Genomic DNA, 20,090 nt, shown 5'->3' on the forward strand with positions numbered 1-20,090 from the left:
GAAGTGGAATATAAGGGGAAAAGACCGTATCAAGGCCACCAAGTGTTCGCCACAACGCATTTAGCGCCTGTGAGATCGAGCGCCGCGCGGGCGGCGCTCGATCTCATAGGCGATGAATGTCTCGAGCCGGACGCACGGCGCTCGATCTCACAGACACCAGAGAAACAAAGGCAGGCACCTTCCACAGGCAATGCGATCTCAAGACAGGCCCTTGGCAGCCCCCCCACTCTTAAACCGCCCTACCCTGCTTCCTGGCAGCCCTGGGAAGAACCCGCGCAACAGCGGGTACCCTCAATACCATCAACACAGCCCCGACAAACGCATAGATCGCCCATTCCCGAAGGTCAGAACGCACGATCCACAGGAAATGCAACAAGCCCAACCCAAGCACCGCATACACCAACTTGTGCAGCTTCTTCCACCGCGCCCCCAACCGCCGTTGGCTGTACCGGTTCGAGGTGACCGCCAACGCCAGCAAACCCAGGAACCCCAGCGCCCCAACAATAATGTAAGGCCGCTTGCGCAACTCAACCGCGAGCTGCCCCCAATCCAGCCCCAAGATAAAGAACAGGTAAGCCAGAATGTGCAGCACTATATAGGCGAACACCCATAACCCCAGCTGCCGGCGCACCACAATCCAGCCAGACCAGCCCGTCAACTTCTGCAACGGGGTCATGCTCAAGGTCACCAACAAGAAGGTCAGCGCCCCAAGCCCAAGGCGATCCATCATGATCTTCCCGGGATCAGGCCCCAGCAGGTTCATCGCCGCTTCATATAGCCACCACACAGGGAACAGGCACCCAACAATGAAGATGGCCAAGCGAAACCAGGGGTAACGCATCAGTAGTTCTTCCGCAGATCGAGCTCGGTATACAGCGACGCCACTTCATCAGCATAGCCATTGAACATCTGTGTCTCCCTCACATTGGGGCTGAACAACCCGCTGGGCAAGCGACGTTCACGCGCCTGGCTCCAGCGCGGGTGGTCGACTGTAGGGTTCACATTGGCATAGAAACCATATTCATCCGGCGCCAGCCCTTCCCAGGTAGTACCGGGCTGCTCCGCTACCAGGCTGATGCGCACAATCGACTTGATGCTCTTGAAGCCATACTTCCAAGGCACCACCAAACGCAACGGCGCACCGTTCTGGTTGGGCAGTTCCCGGCCGTACATACCCACCGCGAGAATTGCCAACGGATGCATCGCCTCATCAAGGCGCAATCCTTCTCTATAAGGCCAGTCGATCAAGGCAAATCCTGAACGCTGCCCAGGCATATGCTGTGGATCCTTCAGCGTCTCGAAACGCACATAACGCGCCTTGGAAGTCGGCTCGACCTGCTTAAGCACCTGAGCCAAAGGGAACCCTAGCCACGGTATGACCATCGACCACGCCTCTACACAGCGCAGCCGATAGATTCGCTCCTCAAGCTGATAGGGTTTTACGAAGTCCTCCAGTGCATAGCGTCCGGGCTTGCCCACCTCACCATCTACCACAACGGACCACGGCTCGGTCTTCAGGCTGTCGCCATTGGCCGCCGGGTCGCCCTTGTCGGGCCCGAACTCGTAGAAGTTGTTGTAGTGAGTGGCATCCTTGAACGGCGTGATCGCCTCGTCCTTGACCGTCACCGCTTGCCAGCGCGTGGCCGCGAGCTTGTCAGTGAACCAGGCCGGCGCGGCCCCAGCCTGTACATCGCCATAACGCGAACCTTGCGCCGCGCTCACCCCGCCCGGCAATGCGCCCAGCGCCAAGCCAGCCAATGAGCCACCCAGCAGGGTACGACGGGAAAGGTAAACCCCTTCAGGGGTGATCTCCGAAGCCTTGCACTCGGAAGACCTGGGAAGCTTGATAAGCATGAACGGCTCCATAGCACTGAGTAACGGATGTACCAGTAAGACTATGGAGCCGTGAGGTTATTCCAGCGTTAAGTGATTTTCACGCTTTGCGACGGCGCGCCTTCAGCAGGAACTGGATCGGCCCCGATGCTGCATAGGCGAGGAAGATCAACAGAAGGATACGCGGCGGGTCGCTGAACACGACGGCAAACACCAGCACCACCGCCAGAATCGCCACGAACGGCACGCGCCCCTTGAGGTCCAGCTCCTTGAAGCTGTTGTATTTGATGTTGCTGACCATCAGCATGCCAGCAGCAGCCACCAGCAGCGCCACCAGGAACGACAGCTTGGAGCCCTGGATGCCGTAGTCGCTGAACGCCCATACGGTGCCCGCCACCACACCTGCGGCAGCCGGGCTGGCCAGGCCGATGAAGTAGCGCTTGTCGGCGGTACCGACCTGGGTGTTGAAGCGCGCCAGGCGCAACGCGGCGCCGGCCACATAGATGAAGGCAACCATCCAGCCGACCTTGCCCATGTCACCCAGCGCCCAGCCAAAGGCCAGCAAAGCCGGGGCCACGCCGAAGGCGACCATATCCGACAGCGAGTCATACTCGGCACCGAAGGCGCTCTGGGTATTGGTCATGCGCGCAACGCGGCCGTCCAGGCCGTCGAGCACCATGGCCACGAAGATGGCGATAGCGGCAAAAGCGAAGTACTTGCTCGCCTCGCGCGGGTCGCCGGCACTCAGGGCACTCTGTGCGCTCATCGAGCTGATGATGGAATAGAAACCGGCAAACAGGTTGGCGGTGGTAAACAGGTTGGGCAGCAGGTAGATGCCGCGGTGGCGCACCTTGCGGCCTTCGGCGTCATGCCCTTCTTCAACGTGCTCATCGACAGGTAGCAGGCTTTCGGCGTCGGAGGGCTTGTTCGGCTCTTCGGGACGTTCGCTCATGGAGGGTACCTTGCAACAGGATGGAAAATGTTCGACACGGGCCCGCGAAACAGGTTCTGACAGCGAGCCACTGGTCTGCTTTATACCAGAAGCTGGGTGCCAGAACGAAAAAACGCGGCCGAAGCCGCGTTTTTAATCTTTCGATAAGACTTAGTTCTTGGTCTTGTCGACGATTTTGTTAGCCGAGATCCACGGCATCATCGAACGCAGCTGCTCGCCGATGATTTCGATGCCGTGAGCGGCGTTGTTACGACGTTTGGCGGTCATCGATGGGTAGTTGGTAGCACCTTCGGAGATGAACATCTTCGCGTACTCGCCGTCCTGGATGCGCTTCAGGGCATTGCGCATGGCCTTGCGGGATTCTTCGTTGATGACTTCCGGGCCGGTCACGTACTCACCGTATTCGGCGTTGTTGGAGATCGAGTAGTTCATGTTGGCGATGCCGCCTTCGTACATGAGGTCTACGATCAGCTTCAGCTCGTGCAGGCACTCGAAGTAGGCCATTTCCGGCGCATAGCCAGCTTCGACCAGGGTTTCGAAACCGGCTTTGACCAGCTCGACGGTACCGCCACACAGAACAGCCTGCTCACCGAACAGGTCGGTTTCGGTTTCGTCCTTGAAGGTGGTTTCGATGATACCGGTGCGGCCACCACCCACGCCCGAAGCGTAGGACAGTGCGACGTTCTTGGCGTTGCCGGAAGCGTCCTGGTAGATAGCGATCAGGTCAGGGATGCCGCCGCCTTTGACGAATTCGGAGCGAACGGTGTGGCCTGGTGCTTTCGGCGCGATCATGATCACGTCGAGGTCGGCACGCGGAACAACCTGGTTGTAGTGGATCGAGAAACCGTGAGAGAAGGCCAGGGTAGCGCCCTTCTTGATGTTCGGCTCGATTTCGTTCTTGTACAGAGCGCCCTGGAACTCGTCCGGGGTCAGGATCATGACCAGGTCAGCCGCAGCGACAGCGGTAGCAACATCGGCAACTTTCAGGCCGTGGGCTTCAGCCTTGGCAACGGTAGCCGAACCTTTACGCAGACCGACGGTAACGTCTACACCGGAGTCTTTCAGGTTGCACGCCTGAGCGTGGCCCTGGGAGCCGTAACCGATGATGGCGACTTTCTTACCCTGGATGATGGAAAGGTCGCAGTCTTTATCGTAGAAAACTTTCATGAAAATACCCCTGGTTATATCTCGGCCCCTGCGGAGCCATCGCTAATTTTTTGGATTTAGATGCTGAGCACTTTGTCGCCACGGGCAATGCCGGTAACGCCGCTGCGCACGGTTTCCAGAATCGATGCAGTGCCAATCGCCTGGATGAAGCTGTCCAGTTTGTCGCTGGTACCGCTCAGCTGCACGGTGTACACGCTGGCGGTGACGTCGACGATCTGGCCACGGAAGATATCCGTGGTGCGCTTGATCTCGGCACGCTGGGCACCGGTGGCCTTGACCTTGACCAGCATCAGTTCACGCTCGATGTGAGCGCTTTCCGACAGGTCGACAAGCTTGACCACTTCGACCAGCTTGTTCAGGTTCTTGGTGATCTGTTCGATCACTTCGTCATGGCCAACGGTGGTCAGCGTCAGACGCGACAGGGTCGGGTCTTCGGTCGGCGCTACAGTCAGGCTTTCAATGTTGTAGTTGCGCTGGGAGAACAGGCCGACCACGCGGGACAACGCACCTGGTTCGTTTTCCAGCAGCAGGGAAATGATGTGCCGCATATCAGGTACGCTCCGTCTTGCTCAGCCACATGTCACGCATCGAGCCATCCTTGATCTGCATCGGATAGACGTGCTCACTGCGGTCAACCGCGATGTCGATGAACACCAGACGGTCCTTCATCGCAAACGCTTCTTCCAGCTTCGGCTTGAGGTCCTTCAGGCTGGTAATGCGGATACCCACATGGCCATAGGCCTCAGCCAGCTTGATGAAGTCAGGCAGCGACTCGACGTACGAGTGCGAATGACGACCGTTGTAGGCCATGTCCTGCCATTGGCGGACCATGCCCAACACACCGTTGTTCAGGTTGACGATCTTCACCGGCAGGCCGTATTGCATGCAGGTGGACAGCTCCTGGATGTTCATCTGGATGCTGCCCTCGCCGGTCACGCAGGCCACGTCCTGATCCGGGAAGTTGAGCTTGACACCCATCGCCGCCGGGAAGCCGAAGCCCATGGTGCCCAGGCCACCGGAGTTGATCCAGCGGTTCGGCTTGTTGAAGCGGTAGTACTGCGCGGCAAACATCTGGTGCTGGCCCACGTCGGACGTGACGAAGGCATCGCCATGGGTCACTTCGCACAGTGTCTCGATGACTTTTTGCGGTTTGATGACGTTGCCATCCCCTTTGTCGTAAGGGAACAACTCGCCGTTGCCACGCCATTCGTCAATCTGCTTCCACCAGGCATCCAGCGCCGCCTTGTCAGGCTGCTCGCCGATTTCCTTGAGGATGCCAAGCATTTCGCTGAGCACGCTGTCGACCGGGCCGACGATTGGCACATCGGCCTTGATCATCTTCGAGATCGACGCCGGGTCGATGTCGATGTGGATGATTTTGGCGTTCGGGCAGAACTTGGCCGGACCGTTTACAACGCGGTCGTCGAAACGCGCACCGACGGCAAAGATGACGTCGGCATTATGCATGGCCATGTTGGCGGTATAGCTGCCATGCATGCCAAGCATGCCGAGGAACTGACGGTCGGTACCCGGGAAGCCACCCAGCCCCATCAGGGTATTGGTGACCGGCAGGTTCAGCGACTTGGCGATTTCAGTCAGGGCTTCGGAGCCGCCGCCAAGGATCACACCGCCACCGGAGTAGACGACCGGGCGCTTGGCCGCCAGAAGCATTTCGGCAGCCTTGCGGATCTGGCCGGAGTGGCCACGTACCGCCGGGCTGTAGGAGCGCAGCTTGACCTTTTTCGGGTAGACGTATTCGAACTTTTCAGCCGGGTTGGTCATGTCTTTTGGAATGTCGACCACGACTGGACCTGGACGACCGGATTGCGCCAGGTAGAAAGCTTTTTTCAGAACTTCAGGGATCTCGGTCGGATTCTTGATCATGAAGCTGTGCTTCACGATCGGCCGCGAGATACCGATCATGTCGGTTTCCTGGAAGGCATCGGTGCCCACCATGGTGCTAGGCACCTGGCCGGACAGGATGACCATCGGAATCGAGTCCATGTAGGCGGTGGCAATACCGGTAATGGCATTGGTCGCGCCAGGACCGGAGGTTACCAGCACCACACCGGCCTTGCCGGTGGCGCGAGCGTAGCCGTCCGCCATATGGGTGGCCGCCTGCTCGTGACGAACCAGGATGTGTTCCACTTCCGGTTCTTTGAACAGTGCGTCGTAAACATGCAGGAGAGCACCACCAGGGTACCCGTAGATGTGCTTAACGCCTTCGTCACGCAAAAAGCGGACGACCATCTCAGCGCCAGATAAAAGCTCCACGTTGTTCACCTCTAAAACGCCAGAATACCGTCCTCACTGGACGGGTCTTAATAGGTTTACTGCCAAGCAGAGCATGAGCGAACGTCAGCACTGACTGAGCAAGTATTGGGAGATCCCCAGAGTGTTGCGGGGGTTTCCCACCCAGCGCGAGGTAACGCGTTGCGGGGTGTAACAGGTCGGCGCGGGTGTGCGCCTCATGATCTGCTTAGCGGGTCTGCTTCTGGCAGTCCCTCTACAGCGGAAGTTGGATTCTTGTGATTCGGCGCCAACAAGTCAAGAAAAATTATTGCCAATTTTTCCCCAAGATGAATTCCTGCCACCACTAAAAATCGCTTCAGCAGCAGAATTAAGAAGATTTCCAAAAAAAAGGGCCACAATCTGCGGCCCTTGACGTAAAAACTGAAGAAATCAGGCGGAAGGAGCGATCAATTGATCAAATGCTGCCAACAGGCGGCGTAGCTCACGACTTTGCTCCGGCCGGTCGGTAAACACGGTTTCGGCCATGACAAGGATGCTCGATGCATTGGGCAGCGGGTGACCCAGCTCGATGATGATCTTCATGCGTGGCAGGAAGATCCATTGCAGCCACTGCTCAAAACTGAGGGTATCCACAGCGAACGGCACCGTACTGGCCAGCGCCTCGTCGCTCGGCGGCTCGTCATCCCACCAGCCTTGCACCTGCAGCTCGCGCTCGATCAAGAGCAGGTGGTCGGCAATATCCAGAACGCGTTGCTCGATCATCACGAATTGACCCGCGCCTTTTGCCGGGCCAGCGCAGCGCCAGCGCTGTCACCCTGCTTTTCACGGGCCTGGGCGATCGTGTTCCAAAGCTCTGCCTGCAGGCTAGGGCGGCCGTTGGCGTAGGTCAGGGCGCGGCGCGCCAACTGCTCGGCCTGTGCTGCATCACCTTGCGAAAGGCGCACCTGGGCCAGGCGATACAGCACCTGCGGCTCACGCGGAGCAATGCGCTGGGCACGTTCCAGGCTCGAGGCGGCACCATTGAAGTCGCCACTGCCCTGCTGCGTCTTCGCAGTGGTCAGCAGTGCCAGCACAGGACCGTCCAACTGCTCGTCGGCCGACAGGCCACCGGCGGCGGCGCTGCGCGGAATACCGGTTGGCGCACTGGCGCTTTGCGGGGCGCTGTTCATCGCGGCAATGTCGAAGGGTTCATCGGCAATCGGGTTGGGATTTGTAGTCATCGGCGCCGAACTGACAGGCCCTGTACTGATCGGCCCTGGGGTGATCGGCGAGGTACTGATCGGCGCAGCGCCATTGCCCGCCGGGAATGTCTGGATGCCCGATGCGCCAGCGCCCTGCGGGATCATCACGGTGACACCGGAATCCTCCGGCAACGTCTGCGCCTGGGCGGTGCCGGTGTTATAGCCACCCGCCGAGCGGTTGGCCGTCACGCGTTCGCTGTTGGACACGCGGGTGCTCGAATCGACCACCGGAATATTGCCACGCGGGACGCTGGAGCACCCCTGAAGCACAGCCAACGCCGTTACGGCAGGAAACAGCCACTTGTTCACGTCACACCTCATCAATGCAGCCTGTGCTTAATTCATCCAGCCCTTGACCCAGTCCATTACCGATTCAACTGGGTCCTGCTCGCCGCCACAGGTTGCGCCGGCCGGCGGCTCACTCCCGCGAATATACGGCATCTGCACCGCTCCCGGACAGCTGGCATCAGACCCATGACCACTGTAGGGGTCGATCCAGGCCTGCACCACGTTGTCCGGTTGCGGCATATCCAGCGGCAGCGGGTCGGCCTTCTTCATGAAGCTGGTCCACACCTGCAAAGCGCCGGTGGCACCGGTAAACGGTGTCTTGCCGTTATCGTCACGCCCCATCCACACCACAGCCAGCAGATCCTGACTGAAGCCGGAGAACCAGCTGTCACGCGAGTCGTTACTGGTACCGGTCTTGCCCGCCAGGGTCAGCGAGCGTGGCAAGGTGTTGTAAACCGAGCGCCCTGTACCTTCGCGCATTACACGTTGCATGGCGTTCTGCACCAGGTAAATGGCACCCGGGTCGAAGGTTTGCTGGATCTGGAACGGGTAGCGCTTGAGCGGCTCGCCCTCGGCGGTGAGCACGCTGCGAATACCGCGCATCGGCGTGTTGAAGCCGCCATTGGCGATGGTCTGGTACATGGTTGCGACCTGCATCGGCGACATGCCACCCGCCCCCAGCAACATGGCCGGGAACGCTGGCCAGTCAACATTCACGCCCAAGCGACCAATGGTCTTGATCACGTTCGGCACACCTACTTCCAGGCCGAGCTTGGCGGTCGACAGGTTGTAGGAGTTGGCCAGCCCCTGATACAGGTAGATCGTGCCATGCGGGCGGCGGTCATAGTTTTGCGGGCGCCAGACCTGGCCGTCAGCCCCCTTGACCGAAAATGGCTCGTCCTGCACCCAACTGGTCAGGGTGTACTTGCTCGGCTGTTCCAGCGCAGTCAGGTATACCGACGGCTTGACCAGCGAGCCGATCGGCCGCACAGCATCGATGGCCCGGTTGAAGCCGGCGAAACCTGCCTGTCGGCTACCGATCAGCGCCTGTACTTCACCGGTCTCAGGGTTGGTCACGACCATTGCCGCTTCAACATCGTCTGCCCCCTTGCGGCCCGCCAGGCGCTTGAAGGTCTCGTTCATCGAGGTTTCGGCCTTCATCTGCAGGATAGGGTCGAAGCTGGTAAAGATGCGCAGGCCTTCTTCGGTCAAGTCTTCGTCGCGGTAATCCTGACGCAACTGTCGCTTGACCAGGTCGAGGAAGGCAGGGAACGAGCTGTCGGCCAGGCTGCCACGCTTGGTCACACCCAGCGGCATTTTCTTCGCCGCATCGACTTCTGCCTGGCTGGCTACGCCCTGCTCGGCCACCAGGTCGAGCACCAGGTTGCGGCGAGCCAGGGCACGCTCGGGATGGCGCCGCGGGTTGTAGTAGGACGGGCCTTTGACCATGCCCACCAGCAGGGCGATCTGATGCAGTTTCAGCTCAGCCAGCGGCTGGCTGAAGAAGAACTGGCTAGCCAGACCAAAGCCGTGCACCGCGCGTTGACCGTCCTGGCCGACGAACACCTCGTTGAGGTAGGCCTCAAGGATTTCGCGCTTGTCGTAGTGCAGTTCGAGCAGGACCGCCATCATCGCCTCGGTCAGCTTGCGGCTGAGGCTGCGCTCGCTGCTGAGGTAGAAGTTCTTCACCAACTGCTGGGTCAGGGTACTGCCACCCTGGCGCATCGAGCCGGACGACGTGTTGACCCACATGGCCCGGGCGATGGACTTTGGCGACACGCCATAGTGGCTGTAGAACTCGCGGTCTTCCGTGGCCACCAGGGTTTCGAGCAGATATTTGGGTACCTGATCAATCTTGATCAGGATGCGGTCTTCGAGGTTTTTCGGGTAGATGCCGCCGATCATCAGCGGCTCCAGCCGCACCACGTCAAGCGCCTTGCCGTTGGCAGCGGAAAGGCCCGCAACGTAATCGCCAGAGAAGCGCACCCGGACGAACTGCGCCGGTTCCATCCCCTCGTAGAACTGGAAGCCACGGGTATTGAGGTCGACGGTATTGCCGTTGACCGACGCAGCGCCCGGGCCGTTGGCCGCGCTTTCGCGGCGGTAGCCGAGCGCATCGAGCTCGGTGAGGAAGTCGTTCTTGCTCAACTTCTGGCCGGTGAACAGCTCCAGCGGCCGGGCATACACTTTGGCCGGGATGGTCCAGCGCTTGCCGGAGAACTTTTCCTGGACGACGGCATCGAGGTAAACCGCGAAGCCGGCGACGATCACCAGGCCAACCAGGCTGAGCTTCAAAGCCCAGCCCAGCCAGGCGCGGGAGCGGCCGGTCGGGCGTTTCTGAGGGGTGCGGGGATTTCGGGTTCGGGTCATGGCGGCGGATTATACGCACTTTATAAAGGCTGGGCAGACGGCCCGGCGGTAGGCAGGGACGGCACCATTGACCATAATGGCGCATTCGAATTCCCTTGCCCCGGAAGGATTTGCCGTGAGCCAAGCACTTATTACTGCGTTGCAGAACCCTGCCCTGTACCCTCACCCCGTGGAGGGGTTCAAGCTCATCGAGACGCATATCTCCTGGGTCCTGCTCACTGGCGAATACGCCTACAAGATCAAGAAACCGATGAATTTCGGCTTCCTGGACTTCACCGGACTGGACCAGCGCCAGCATTTCTGTAACGAAGAATTGCGCCTGAACCAACGCCTGACCGAAGGCCTGTACCTGGAAGTGTTGCCGATCACCGGTAGCGTCGACGCACCGCAGATTGGCGGCGAAGGCGAAGCCATCGAGTATGCACTGAAGATGCGTCAGTTCCCCCAGGGCCAGATGCTCAACACCCTGCAGGCCAATGGCGAACTGAACGCCACACACATCGACCAGATGGCCCGCCAGATTGCCGATTTTCACCTTCAGGCTCCGCGCGTGCCGATGGAGCACTCGCTGGGCACGCCAGACAGCGTGATGGCCCCGGTGGAGCAGAACTTCGAGCAGATTCGCCCATTCCTCAGCGACAAAACCGACCTGCAGCAACTTGACGCCCTGCAGGCCTGGGCCCGCAGCAGCTTCGAGCGCCTGCATGGCCTGCTGGAAAAGCGCAAGGCCAATGGCTTCATCCGTGAGTGCCACGGCGACATTCACCTGGGCAACGCCACCTTGATCGATGGCAAGGTGGTGATCTTCGATTGCATCGAATTCAACGAGCCTTTCCGACTGACCGACGTCTACGCCGACACCGCCTTCCTGGCCATGGACCTGGAAGACCGCGGCCTGAAATGCCTGGCCCGGCGCTTCATCAGCCAGTACCTGGAGCTGACGGGGGACTACGACGGCCTGGAACTGCTCAACTTCTACAAAGCCTACCGTGCGCTGGTGCGGGCCAAGGTCGCGCTGTTCAGCATGCCGGCCGACGCCGATGGCGTGCAACGTGCCACCACCCTGCGCACCTACCGCAACTACGCCAACCTGGCCGAAAGTTACAGCGCCATCCCGTCGCGCCTGCTGGCCATCACCCATGGTGTTTCGGCGGTTGGGAAAAGTCACGTGGCCATGCGCCTGGTCGAGGCCCTGGGTGCAGTGCGCGTGCGTTCGGACGTAGAGCGCAAGCGCCTGTTCGGCGAACAACAGCAGGCCGACGCCGGCCAGCTGAGTACGGGCATATACGACCAGGACGCCAGCACCGCGACCTATCAGCGCCTGCACGAGGTTGCAGCGACCGTGCTGCGCGCCGGCTTCCCGGTGGTGCTGGACGCCACCTACCTCAAGCGTGAGCAGCGCCAGGCTGCGGCAGACGTTGCCAGCCAGACCGGCGTGCCGTTCCTGATCCTCGACTGCCACGCGCCAGAGGCGGTCATCGCCAGTTGGCTGGAGCAGCGCCAGGCCGAAAACAGCGACCCTTCGGATGCCACGGTGGAGGTGATCAAGGCCCAGCAGGCCAGCCGTGAGGCGCTGGATGCGCAAGAGCTGGTGCACAGCACCCCTGTCGATACCCAGGCTGCCGGCAGCATGGATCAAGTGATCGAGCAGATTCGACAGCGCTTGCCTGGCCTGTAAGTGCGTCATCTTCCTGTGCCTGCCCGCGAAGGGGCAGGCACAGGCCGCTCATCGCCCGATGGCAAAAAGCCGCATATTTCCCAACGCCCGCTACACTCCTCTCAGACCTGCTCGCGATTTATCCCCCCATTCCCGTTCAGCCATCGCAAGGAGGCTCGATGAACGATGAATTGCAGCATCTGAAGAACCTTGGCAAGACTTCTGCGCAGTGGCTGCACGCAGCCGGCATCCACAGTGCGTCGGATTTGCGCCGCCTGGGCGCGGTGGGTGCGTACCAGGCCGTGAAGACACGAGGGTTCCGTGCATCAAAGGTGCTGTTGTATGCCATTGAAGGCGCCCTGCTGGACATGCACTGGAACGATTTGCCGCTCGAACGCAAGGAAGCACTCAACCAACAATTGGACGCGAAAAACCCTACGCAAAAAAAACCAAAATAATCAGGGTGAAGGGATTGACGGCTAAATGAGAATTGTTATGATTATCGCAACTGGTCGCGAGACTGGTTGGATAAGCTAAGAGACCTTGGTTCGGACTCTCAGATTATCTCCTCATCAGGCTAATCACGGTTATTGACCCGGCAATTTGCCGGGTCTTTTTTTGCCTGTGCTTTTTCAGGATCAACGCCGCAGCTGTGCACAATAATCCTGCTCCGGCATCGCTGCCGTGTACCACACATAATCAGCCTCGCCGGGCTCGATTCGCTCGCCCACCTCAGCCAGCAGCAATACCTTGCTCTCCCCCGAGGCCCCCAGGTCAGCCAGATGCAAGGGTATGCCCAGGTCCTTGCGCACATGGTAAGCCCCGGCAAACAGCAGTGCCGGTTGTGGTGCCGCCTGCAAGCGCTCGGCCATGCGGCGGTCGCGCTGCTGCTGAACGGCCAACATCGCCGGCAACCGGTTTTCCGGAAGCATCCCGCAATGCCCGGCGCGCACCTGTTCCAGCAAGGCAGCCTTTACCGCGGGTGCATTGGACTTTTCGCCCTGCACCGGCACTGGTTGTCGATAAGCCTGACGCATCTCGGCGGGCGAAAGGTTGGCGGCCAGCAACGTCACCCGATGCTGCAAGGCTTCGCTGACAATCGGCCCGTACAACTGCCAATCCCAACCCTCCTGCCAGGCCAGTGCCTTGGGCAAGTCTTCCGGCAAAGGCTGCCCCGCCAGCTTGTCCACCCGTGATTGCTGTTCGGGCTGCAGCATCTCCAGCAACAGGCTGCCCTGGGTGCGCTGGCCTTGCAGAGCGCGCAGCAGCCACAGTTGCAGCGCGTGATGGTCAGGGTTGTCGTGCTTCTCGCCGACGAGCACTTGGGGTGCGACAGCCAGGCGCTGCACCAGCGTTTCAGGGCTTATGACCTGCTCAGTGGACAGGTCGACAATCTGGCCCAGCGCGGCGTGCGTGCGACCTTCACTGCTCTGCCAGGCGGGCAACGGCGGCAGGCTGGCCTGACAGCCGCCTATCGCCAGTACCAGGCACAGCGAGAAACCGGACAGCAACGGGTGTCGCATTGGCAGTTACTCCATGTCATCCACACTTTAAATGGCCTGCACCGGGGCGGGGGGCAACCCTGTCGCGAGACAAGGCCACTTTCACAAAGTCCGTGCAGGCGTTTAGAAATCAGCGGGTGATAATCAGCGGGTGCCCGCGCTCGGGGTGCGCCTGCACCAATACGTCGATACCGTACACCGCCTTCAGTGCCGCTGGGGTCAGTACCTCTTCGGGCGTGGCAAACGCGTGGCAGCGCCCCCGCTCCAGCAGCAGGATACGGTCACAGTAACGCGCCGCCAGGTTCAGGTCATGCAGGATCACCAACACGGCAGCACCGCAGTCGGCGAAGCGGCGTACGGCTTCCAGGGTGGTGTGCTGATGCAGCGGGTCGAGCATCGAGGTCGGTTCGTCGAGCAACAACGTGCTGCCCTCCTCGCCCGGCCATAGCTGCGCCAGCACGCGGGCCAGGTGTACCCGTTGCCGCTCGCCACCGGAAAGCGCCAGGTAACTGCGCGCCACCAGGTGCCAGGCATCTGCCGCCCGCAACGCCGCTTCGACAATTTCCGCATCGCGCCGCTGACCGGTGCCATGAGGCATGCGACCCATGCCTACCACTTCCTCCACCCGAAACGAGAAACCCAGGCTGGACACCTGTGGCAACACTGCCAGGCGCCTTGCCCGTTCCTGTCCGGCCCAATCGGCAAGGGGGCGGCCCTGCAGCGTTACCCGCCCGCGGCCAGGCGCCAGCTCCCCGCACAGCACACTCAGCAGGCTGCTCTTGCCGGCACCGTTGGGGCCGAGCACACCCACGACCTGCCCCGCAGGCAACTGCAGGTGGATGTCGTGCAGCACCTCATTGCTGCCCCTGCGCAGATACAGGCCCTCTACCTGCAACATCAGCCGCGCCCTCGCATCAACAGAAACAGGAAGAACGGCGCACCGATGAAGGCCGTGACAATACCAATAGGCAGCTCGGCAGGCGCCAGCAACAGCCGCGCCGCCAGGTCGGCGAACAACATCAGCACACCGCCGGCCAGCAGCGAGGCAGGCAGCACCACACGGTGATCAGGCCCGGCCAGCAGACGTACCAGGTGCGGCACTACCAGACCGATGAAGCCAATCAACCCGGCTGCAGCCACTGCCGCCCCCACGCCCAGCGCCGTGCAGAACACCAGCTCACGCTTGAGCCGCTCCACGTCAACGCCCAGGTGACGCGCCTCGGACTCACCCAGCAACAGGGCATTCAGCGCCTTGGCCCGGCGCGGCAGCCACACCGCTACCCCTGTCGCCACCAGCAACAATGGCCACAGCCGCTCATAGCTGGCGCCATTGAGGCTGCCAAGGTTCCAGAATGTCAGCGTGCGCAAGGTGGCGTCATCGGCCAGGTAAGAGAACAGCCCCACGGCCGCGCCACCCAGCGCGGTCATGGCCACACCGGCCAACAGCATCGTGGCAACGTTGGTCTGGCCATCGCGGCGCCCCAGGCGGTAGACCAGCGCAGTGACTCCAAGCCCGCCGACAAAAGCGCAGAACGACAGCAGATAAGGCGCGAAAGCATCCGGCATGCCGCCAAACCAGGCACCGCCAACAATGGCAACCGCTGCCCCCACTGCGGCGCCGGCGGCAACCCCTACCAGCCCGGGATCGGCCAGCGGGTTGCGGAACAGCCCCTGCATGGCCACCCCGGACAAAGCCAGTACCGCGCCCACCGCCAACCCCAACAGGGTGCGCGGCAGGCGGATCTGGCCAAGGATCATCTCGGCCTGCTGCAGGCCCTCTTCGGAAACAGGCAGCCCCAACAGGCGCAGGCCAGCGCGCAGCGTATCGAACATCGGCAGGCTGACTGGCCCCAGCGCCAGTGACAGCCAGATTGCCAACAGGCACAGCAGGCTCAGGCTAATGAACAACGTACGTGGCTGTACCCGCTGTTTCATTGTGCGAAGCTGGCCTGAGCAGCCGGGTAGAAGGTGGCTGCCAGCGACTGCAAGGTCGCCGGTAGCCGAGGCCCGAGCCCGCCGACCAGCAGCGTCGGGTCGAGTGCGACCAGGCGTTTCTCGCGCACGGCCCGCGAGGCAGCCAGCGCGGGGTTTTCTTTCAACAGCGCCTGCAAGGCCTGCTCATCGGCCAGCGCCCGATCGGAAAACACGATCACATCCGGGTCGAGCGCCGCCAAGGCTTCGTTGGAGAAGTTCTTGTAGCCTGGGTGCGCGGCCAGGTTACGCCCACCCGCCTGGTGCAGCAGCCAGTCACCGGCAGTGCCTTGCCCCGCGATCAGTGGCTTGGCCCCAGCATGGCCGACCAGCAGCAACACCCCAGGTGCCTGCTGCCCGGCCTGGGCCCGCTTGACGTTGGCATGCAACGCATCGAGCCGCTGGCGGTAGTCCGCTGCAAGCGCGGACGCTTGCTGCTCTGCACCGAGCAATTGCCCCAGGTGCCTGAGGTTTTCATCTACCGCCGGCAGCTCGGCCTTGCTGGAGAACAACTCGACCCGCACGCCGGCCTTGCGGATTTGCGCCAGTACCGGTGGCGGCCCCATCTCGTCGGTGCCCACCAGCACGTCCGGGCGCAGGCTGAGAATGCCCTCGGCCGACAGTTGTCGCTGATACCCCACACTGGGCAACGATTTCAACGAGGCCGGGTGCTGACTGGTAGTGTCTACCCCGACCAGGCGCGCTTGCCCCCCCAATGCGGTTATCCACTCGCTCAAGGCGCCACCCGCGCTGACCCAGCGTTGCGGCAGCTCGGCTGCCAGGGCTTGGGTGGAGAGCACAAGGCTTGCACACAGAGCGAGAAAAGCAGCTGGACGGCGCATCATCGGGTTCCTTCTGAAGGCGGGCTACACGCCTTGTGGCGAGCGGCGGAACTGCGCACCATAGGCAGCCGGGCGCAGCGAATGCGATCAATTTGATAATTATTCGCATTGGAGCGTCAAGCCATCACGTGTTTCACGGGTCATCCTTGCCATGCACTTCCTTTGTACATCCCTCGGCCTGGCCGAAGGCCAAAGCCGCGCCTTCAGCGTAGACGGCCTCGAATTGTTCGGCGTACGTCGCCAAGGCCAGGTGTACCTGTACCGCAACCGCTGCCCCCACCGGGGCATCCCGCTGAACTGGGCAGAGGACGCGTTTCTGGATCACAGCGCCAGCCTCATCCACTGCGCCCATCACGGTGCGCTGTTCCTGATAGAAAGCGGCGAATGCGTGGCAGGCCCCTGTGAGGGTGAGCAGTTGCAGCCCCTGGGCTGCCACGAAGACAGCCAGGGCATCTGGTTCAAGGGGCCAGCAGCACCGGCAAGCGGCGATCGATGACGATGCCCTCGGCGTCCAGCCGAGTGCCGTACGCCAGCACCTCCACCCCGTCCGCCACGGCACTGCGCAGCGCCTGGGCGTAGGCCGTATCGATTTCTTCAGCCGGGCGCACAGCGTCGATACCGGTCAGATTCACGCAATACAGCTGCACGGCCCGCACGCCCTGCCGGGCCAGCTTTGCCAGCTCGCGCAGGTGTTTCGCACCGCGTTGGGTCACCGCATCAGGGAAGGCCGCAACGGCAGTGTCGGGGTAGCCCAGCGTCACACTCTTGACCTCGATATAGGCCGGAGCCCCCTCGAACTCCAGCCGAAAGTCGATGCGGCTGCCTTCTTCGCCGTAGGCCACTTCGCGCTTGAGTGCAGTGAAACCGGCCAGTTCAGTGATTATGCCAGAGCGCAGGGCCTCCTCGACCAACGCATTGGCCCGCCCGGTATTCACGCAGGCCAACCGCCCCTGGGGGGTTTCGCTGATTTCCCAGGTGCCTGGCAGCTTGCGCTTGGGGTCGTTGGAGCGGCTGAACCACACCTGCCCACCTTCACGCATGCAGTTGAGCATGGAGCCGGTATTTGGGCAGTGGATAGTCATCTGCTCGCCGCTGGCCATTTCTATATCGGCCAGAAAGCGCTTGTAGCGACGCAACAGGCGGCCCTGCTCGAGTGAAGGAGAGAAACGCATCAGCCTTGCCAGCTCTGCAAGCCACGGGCAATACGCTGCACCGCTTCTTCCAGGCGCGGCAGGCTCTGGGTGTAGGCGAAGCGCACATGGTGACCGGCCAGGTGGCGACCGAAGTCCAGGCCCGGCGTGAACGCCACGTGCTCGGTTTCCAGGAAGTGTCGGCAGAATGCGAACGCATCCCCTCCAAAAGCGCTGATATCGGCATACAGATAGAACGCGCCTTGCGGCTCCACGGCAATGCGGAAGCCCAGTTCACGCAGGGCGGGCAGCAGGTAGTCGCGACGGCGGGCGAATTCGGCGCGGCGTTCTTCGAAAATGGCCAGCGCCTCGGGCTGGAAACAGGCCAGCGCGGCATGCTGGGCCATGCTCGGCGCACTGATGTACAGGTTCTGCGCCAGCTTCTCCAGGTCGGCTACCGCACCGGGCGGGGCCACCAGCCAGCCAAGGCGCCAACCGGTCATGCCGAAATACTTGGAAAAACTATTCAGGACGAATGCCGAGTCGTCGACTTCCAGCACACTCGGTGCGTCCATGCCATAGGTGAGGCCGTGGTAGATCTCGTCCACCACCAGATGGCCATGCCGCTCATGGGTGGTTTTGGCCAGGCGGGCCAACGCTTCGCGCCCCAGCACGGTACCGGTCGGGTTAGCTGGCGACGCGACCAGTACACCGACGGTGTCCTTGTCCCAGTAACGCTCAACCAGGTCGGCAGTCAGCTGGTAGTTCACGTCCGGGCCCACCGGTACCAGTTGGGCTCCCCCCTCGACCAGGCGCAGGAAGTGGCGATTGCACGGGTAACCCGGATCGGCCAGTAGCCAGTGCTTGCCCGGGTCCACCAGCAGGCTGCTGGCCAACAGCAGCGCGCCGGAGCCGCCTGGGGTAACAAGGATGCGTTCCGGGTCGATGTTCAGGCCATAGCGCTGCCCGTAAAAGCCGGCAATTGCCTCACGCAGTGCCGGCAGACCGCGCGCAGCGGTGTAGCGCGTGTGCCCTGCGCCCAGCGCGGCCTGGCCGGCCGCGACGATGGGTGCGGCCGTAGTGAAGTCCGGCTCGCCGATTTCCAGGTGGATCACGTCGTGCCCGGCTGCCTGCAGCTCGTTGGCCCGGGCGAGCAGCGCCATGACGTGGAAAGGTTCGATGGCGCGACTGCGCGCACTGTAGGGTTGGGCCATGACCTTCTCTCAATTGGGTCTAAACTGGAGATTCTACCTCTGCACACCACCGAACGTACCGCTCAGGCCGGTGTCAATTAGCAGGATCGGGCGGGGTAGCGCACCCCCGATCTATCTGGTAAGTTCGGCGGCTCGCAGTCGCAGGGCCGGCGGTCGCCGGAGATGGAGCATCCTGCGCATTGGATCAGATGAGTGAGAGGCGGTCTATTCATGTCCACCCTAGAAAAGCAAAAAGCCAACCAGAATCTTTATGGGGTTGCACCCTATCAGGAGACCAAGGGTGAGGAGTACATGGGTGAACCCATGCGCAAGCACTTCACCAAGATCCTCACTGGCTGGAAGCAAGAGCTGATGGTCGGCGTCGACAAGACCGTTGACCATATGAAAGAAGAAGCAGCCAACTTTGCAGATCCCGCAGACCGCGCATCCCAGGAAGAGGAATTCGCCCTCGAACTGCGCAACCGCGACCGCGAGCGCAAGTTGATCAAGAAAATCGATAAAACCCTGCAGAAGATTCAGGACGAAGAGTACGGCTGGTGCGAGTCGTGCGGCATCGAGATCGGTCTGCGCCGCCTGGAAGCCCGCCCTACCGCCGACCTGTGCTTCGACTGCAAGGAAATTGCCGAGAAAAAGGAAAAAACGGTCGGCAAAGGCTGATCTTTCTTCCACCTGAACGGGGCGCATCATGCGCCCCGTTTCATTTATATGCCCAGCCTGATCATGACCAACTCCAGCTACATCGGGCGCTTTGCCCCCACCCCCAGCGGCTTCCTGCACTTCGGCTCGCTGGTCGCCGCCCTCGCCTCCTGGCTCGATGCCCGCGCCGTCAACGGCCGCTGGCTGCTGCGCATGGAAGACACCGACCCGCCCCGGGAAATGCCCGGCGCCCGCGATGCCATCCTCCAGACGCTGGAACGTTACGGCCTGCACTGGGATGGCGAGGTGGTATTCCAGAGCCAGCGCCACGATGCCTATGCTGCCGTGGTAGACCGCCTGTTCAACATGGGCCTGGCGTACGCATGCACCTGCTCGCGCAAGCAACTGGAACGCTACAACGGCATCTACCCGGGCTTTTGCCGTAACGCCGGGCATGCCCGTGAAGGGGCGGCAATCCGCTTGCGGGTGCCAGAGCTGATCTACCGCTTTACCGACCGCGTGCAGGGTGAGTATCAGCAACACCTGGGGCGTGAGGTGGGCGACTTCGTCATCCAGCGTCGTGACGGGTTGTACGCCTACCAGCTGGCCGTGGTGCTGGACGATGCCTGGCAGGGTGTTACCGACATCGTGCGTGGTGCCGACCTGCTCGACAACACCCCGCGCCAGCTGTACCTGCAGGAACTGCTGGGCTTCTCACAGCCGCGTTACCTGCATATTCCGCTGATCGTGCAGCCGGATGGGCACAAGCTGGGCAAGTCGTACCGTTCGCCGCCACTGCAGGCGGAGCATGCTACCCCCCTGCTGCTGCGGGCATTGCGGGCGCTGGGGCAGGAGACAGACCCGGAACTGCTGTTGGCGACACCGGCAGAGGTGCTGGCAGTCGCGCGCACGCACTGGCGGCCGGAAGCGATCGCGCAGCGGACCACGGTGCCGGAGGCTGATTTGCGCTGAACCTTTACCGGCCTCTTCGCGGGCGCGCCCGCTCCCACGCTTACCTGTAGAAGCGGGTTCAC

At 61.7% G+C, this 20,090-nt stretch carries 20 protein-coding genes; 5 read left to right on the forward strand and 15 right to left on the reverse strand.

Going from position 1 to position 20,090, the window contains the following annotated elements:
• Positions 1-229 precede the first annotated feature (229 nt).
• From msrQ to mrcB, 9 genes are all read right to left on the reverse strand, one after another.
• Positions 230-841 carry a protein-methionine-sulfoxide reductase heme-binding subunit MsrQ gene (msrQ, locus tag LVS58_RS21095; RefSeq protein ID WP_233692668.1) on the reverse strand — a complete coding sequence of 204 codons (612 nt, stop codon included), beginning with the start codon at positions 839-841 and terminating at the stop codon, positions 230-232.
• The gene (gene msrP, locus LVS58_RS21100) at positions 841-1,854 is read right to left on the reverse strand and encodes a protein-methionine-sulfoxide reductase catalytic subunit MsrP (RefSeq protein ID WP_233692669.1); all 1,014 of its coding nucleotides are present in this window, start codon (positions 1,852-1,854) and stop codon (positions 841-843) included. The genes msrQ and msrP overlap by 1 nt, the downstream gene beginning before the upstream one ends.
• A 79-nt stretch (positions 1,855-1,933) precedes the next feature.
• Positions 1,934-2,785: a CDP-diacylglycerol--serine O-phosphatidyltransferase gene (gene pssA / locus LVS58_RS21105; protein ID WP_003250045.1), complete on the reverse strand. Its 852-nt coding sequence runs from the start codon at positions 2,783-2,785 to the stop codon at positions 1,934-1,936.
• Positions 2,786-2,935: 150 nt separating this feature from the next.
• The gene (ilvC, locus tag LVS58_RS21110; protein ID WP_003250043.1) at positions 2,936-3,952 is read right to left on the reverse strand and encodes a ketol-acid reductoisomerase; all 1,017 of its coding nucleotides are present in this window, start codon (positions 3,950-3,952) and stop codon (positions 2,936-2,938) included.
• A gap of 56 nt (positions 3,953-4,008) precedes the next feature.
• Positions 4,009-4,500, reverse strand: a complete 492-nt coding sequence (gene ilvN / locus LVS58_RS21115) for an acetolactate synthase small subunit (RefSeq protein WP_003250040.1) — start codon at positions 4,498-4,500, stop codon at positions 4,009-4,011.
• Between the two features lies 1 nt (position 4,501).
• Positions 4,502-6,226 carry an acetolactate synthase 3 large subunit gene (locus LVS58_RS21120; RefSeq protein ID WP_233692670.1) on the reverse strand — a complete coding sequence of 575 codons (1,725 nt, stop codon included), beginning with the start codon at positions 6,224-6,226 and terminating at the stop codon, positions 4,502-4,504.
• A gap of 408 nt (positions 6,227-6,634) precedes the next feature.
• Positions 6,635-6,967 carry a YqcC family protein gene (locus LVS58_RS21125; protein WP_003250034.1) on the reverse strand — a complete coding sequence of 111 codons (333 nt, stop codon included), beginning with the start codon at positions 6,965-6,967 and terminating at the stop codon, positions 6,635-6,637.
• Positions 6,967-7,767 carry a tetratricopeptide repeat protein gene (locus LVS58_RS21130; protein WP_267954603.1) on the reverse strand — a complete coding sequence of 267 codons (801 nt, stop codon included), beginning with the start codon at positions 7,765-7,767 and terminating at the stop codon, positions 6,967-6,969. The genes LVS58_RS21125 and LVS58_RS21130 overlap by 1 nt, the downstream gene beginning before the upstream one ends.
• 15 nt (positions 7,768-7,782) lie before the next feature.
• Positions 7,783-10,104 (reverse strand): penicillin-binding protein 1B, encoded by a 2,322-nt coding sequence (gene mrcB, locus LVS58_RS21135; RefSeq protein WP_233692672.1) that lies wholly within the window; start codon positions 10,102-10,104, stop codon positions 7,783-7,785.
• Between the two features lie 115 nt (positions 10,105-10,219).
• Between mrcB and LVS58_RS21140 the strand changes: the two genes are divergently transcribed.
• Positions 10,220-11,782 carry a bifunctional aminoglycoside phosphotransferase/ATP-binding protein gene (locus tag LVS58_RS21140; protein ID WP_233692673.1) on the forward strand — a complete coding sequence of 521 codons (1,563 nt, stop codon included), beginning with the start codon at positions 10,220-10,222 and terminating at the stop codon, positions 11,780-11,782.
• A 158-nt stretch (positions 11,783-11,940) separates the two neighbouring features.
• Positions 11,941-12,219 (forward strand): TfoX/Sxy family protein, encoded by a 279-nt coding sequence (locus LVS58_RS21145; protein WP_010955337.1) that lies wholly within the window; start codon positions 11,941-11,943, stop codon positions 12,217-12,219.
• A 180-nt stretch (positions 12,220-12,399) separates the two neighbouring features.
• Here the strand turns inward: LVS58_RS21145 and LVS58_RS21150 are convergent, their stop codons facing one another.
• From LVS58_RS21150 to LVS58_RS21165, 4 genes are all read right to left on the reverse strand, one after another.
• Complete coding sequence (locus LVS58_RS21150; protein ID WP_233692674.1) at positions 12,400-13,284, reverse strand: ChaN family lipoprotein; 885 nt, start codon at positions 13,282-13,284, stop codon at positions 12,400-12,402.
• A 109-nt stretch (positions 13,285-13,393) separates the two neighbouring features.
• Positions 13,394-14,161, reverse strand: a complete 768-nt coding sequence (locus tag LVS58_RS21155) for a heme ABC transporter ATP-binding protein (RefSeq protein WP_233692675.1) — start codon at positions 14,159-14,161, stop codon at positions 13,394-13,396.
• Positions 14,161-15,144: a FecCD family ABC transporter permease gene (locus tag LVS58_RS21160; RefSeq protein WP_233692719.1), complete on the reverse strand. Its 984-nt coding sequence runs from the start codon at positions 15,142-15,144 to the stop codon at positions 14,161-14,163. Before LVS58_RS21160 ends, LVS58_RS21155 begins: the two co-directional genes overlap by 1 nt.
• Positions 15,145-15,194: 50 nt before the next feature.
• Complete coding sequence (locus LVS58_RS21165; RefSeq protein ID WP_233692676.1) at positions 15,195-16,079, reverse strand: heme/hemin ABC transporter substrate-binding protein; 885 nt, start codon at positions 16,077-16,079, stop codon at positions 15,195-15,197.
• 148 nt (positions 16,080-16,227) lie between these two features.
• Here LVS58_RS21165 and LVS58_RS21170 point away from each other — a divergent pair, with 148 nt between their 5' ends.
• Positions 16,228-16,572 carry a Rieske (2Fe-2S) protein gene (locus LVS58_RS21170; protein ID WP_233692677.1) on the forward strand — a complete coding sequence of 115 codons (345 nt, stop codon included), beginning with the start codon at positions 16,228-16,230 and terminating at the stop codon, positions 16,570-16,572.
• Here LVS58_RS21170 and sfsA read toward each other — a convergent pair.
• The gene (gene sfsA, locus LVS58_RS21175) at positions 16,535-17,248 is read right to left on the reverse strand and encodes a DNA/RNA nuclease SfsA (RefSeq protein WP_233692678.1); all 714 of its coding nucleotides are present in this window, start codon (positions 17,246-17,248) and stop codon (positions 16,535-16,537) included. The two genes, LVS58_RS21170 and sfsA, sit on opposite strands and share 38 nt — an antisense overlap.
• A complete protein-coding gene (locus LVS58_RS21180) occupies positions 17,248-18,420 on the reverse strand; it encodes a pyridoxal phosphate-dependent aminotransferase (protein WP_233692679.1) in 1,173 nt (390 codons plus the stop codon). Before LVS58_RS21180 ends, sfsA begins: the two co-directional genes overlap by 1 nt.
• A gap of 210 nt (positions 18,421-18,630) precedes the next feature.
• Between LVS58_RS21180 and dksA the strand changes: the two genes are divergently transcribed.
• Complete coding sequence (gene dksA / locus LVS58_RS21185; RefSeq protein WP_003250009.1) at positions 18,631-19,077, forward strand: RNA polymerase-binding protein DksA; 447 nt, start codon at positions 18,631-18,633, stop codon at positions 19,075-19,077.
• Between the two features lie 63 nt (positions 19,078-19,140).
• Positions 19,141-20,028, forward strand: coding sequence for a tRNA glutamyl-Q(34) synthetase GluQRS (gene gluQRS, locus LVS58_RS21190; protein WP_233692720.1), 888 nt, complete (start codon positions 19,141-19,143; stop codon positions 20,026-20,028).
• The last annotated feature ends 62 nt before the right edge of the window (positions 20,029-20,090 follow it).

The sequence above is a fragment of the Pseudomonas sp. JR33AA genome (genome assembly GCF_021378985.1).
Classification (GTDB): Bacteria; Pseudomonadota; Gammaproteobacteria; order Pseudomonadales; family Pseudomonadaceae; genus Aquipseudomonas; species Aquipseudomonas alloputida.

What these genes read in the sequence shown, in the direction of transcription:
- LVS58_RS21180 (WP_233692679.1), bottom strand. Translation starts at nt 18,420, where the DNA reads ATGGCCCAACCCTACAGTGCGCGCAGTCGCGCCATCGAACCTTTCCAC.
- LVS58_RS21170 (WP_233692677.1), top strand. Translation starts at nt 16,228, where the DNA reads ATGCACTTCCTTTGTACATCCCTCGGCCTGGCCGAAGGCCAAAGCCGC.
- dksA (WP_003250009.1), top strand. Translation starts at nt 18,631, where the DNA reads ATGTCCACCCTAGAAAAGCAAAAAGCCAACCAGAATCTTTATGGGGTT.
- ilvN (WP_003250040.1), bottom strand. Translation starts at nt 4,500, where the DNA reads ATGCGGCACATCATTTCCCTGCTGCTGGAAAACGAACCAGGTGCGTTG.
- msrQ (WP_233692668.1), bottom strand. Translation starts at nt 841, where the DNA reads ATGCGTTACCCCTGGTTTCGCTTGGCCATCTTCATTGTTGGGTGCCTG.
- mrcB (WP_233692672.1), bottom strand. Translation starts at nt 10,104, where the DNA reads ATGACCCGAACCCGAAATCCCCGCACCCCTCAGAAACGCCCGACCGGC.
- LVS58_RS21145 (WP_010955337.1), top strand. Translation starts at nt 11,941, where the DNA reads ATGAACGATGAATTGCAGCATCTGAAGAACCTTGGCAAGACTTCTGCG.
- LVS58_RS21150 (WP_233692674.1), bottom strand. Translation starts at nt 13,284, where the DNA reads ATGCGACACCCGTTGCTGTCCGGTTTCTCGCTGTGCCTGGTACTGGCG.
- LVS58_RS21165 (WP_233692676.1), bottom strand. Translation starts at nt 16,079, where the DNA reads ATGATGCGCCGTCCAGCTGCTTTTCTCGCTCTGTGTGCAAGCCTTGTG.
- LVS58_RS21130 (WP_267954603.1), bottom strand. Translation starts at nt 7,767, where the DNA reads ATGAGGTGTGACGTGAACAAGTGGCTGTTTCCTGCCGTAACGGCGTTG.
- msrP (WP_233692669.1), bottom strand. Translation starts at nt 1,854, where the DNA reads ATGCTTATCAAGCTTCCCAGGTCTTCCGAGTGCAAGGCTTCGGAGATC.
- sfsA (WP_233692678.1), bottom strand. Translation starts at nt 17,248, where the DNA reads ATGCGTTTCTCTCCTTCACTCGAGCAGGGCCGCCTGTTGCGTCGCTAC.
- LVS58_RS21125 (WP_003250034.1), bottom strand. Translation starts at nt 6,967, where the DNA reads ATGATCGAGCAACGCGTTCTGGATATTGCCGACCACCTGCTCTTGATC.
- gluQRS (WP_233692720.1), top strand. Translation starts at nt 19,141, where the DNA reads ATGACCAACTCCAGCTACATCGGGCGCTTTGCCCCCACCCCCAGCGGC.
- pssA (WP_003250045.1), bottom strand. Translation starts at nt 2,785, where the DNA reads ATGAGCGAACGTCCCGAAGAGCCGAACAAGCCCTCCGACGCCGAAAGC.
- ilvC (WP_003250043.1), bottom strand. Translation starts at nt 3,952, where the DNA reads ATGAAAGTTTTCTACGATAAAGACTGCGACCTTTCCATCATCCAGGGT.
- LVS58_RS21155 (WP_233692675.1), bottom strand. Translation starts at nt 14,161, where the DNA reads ATGTTGCAGGTAGAGGGCCTGTATCTGCGCAGGGGCAGCAATGAGGTG.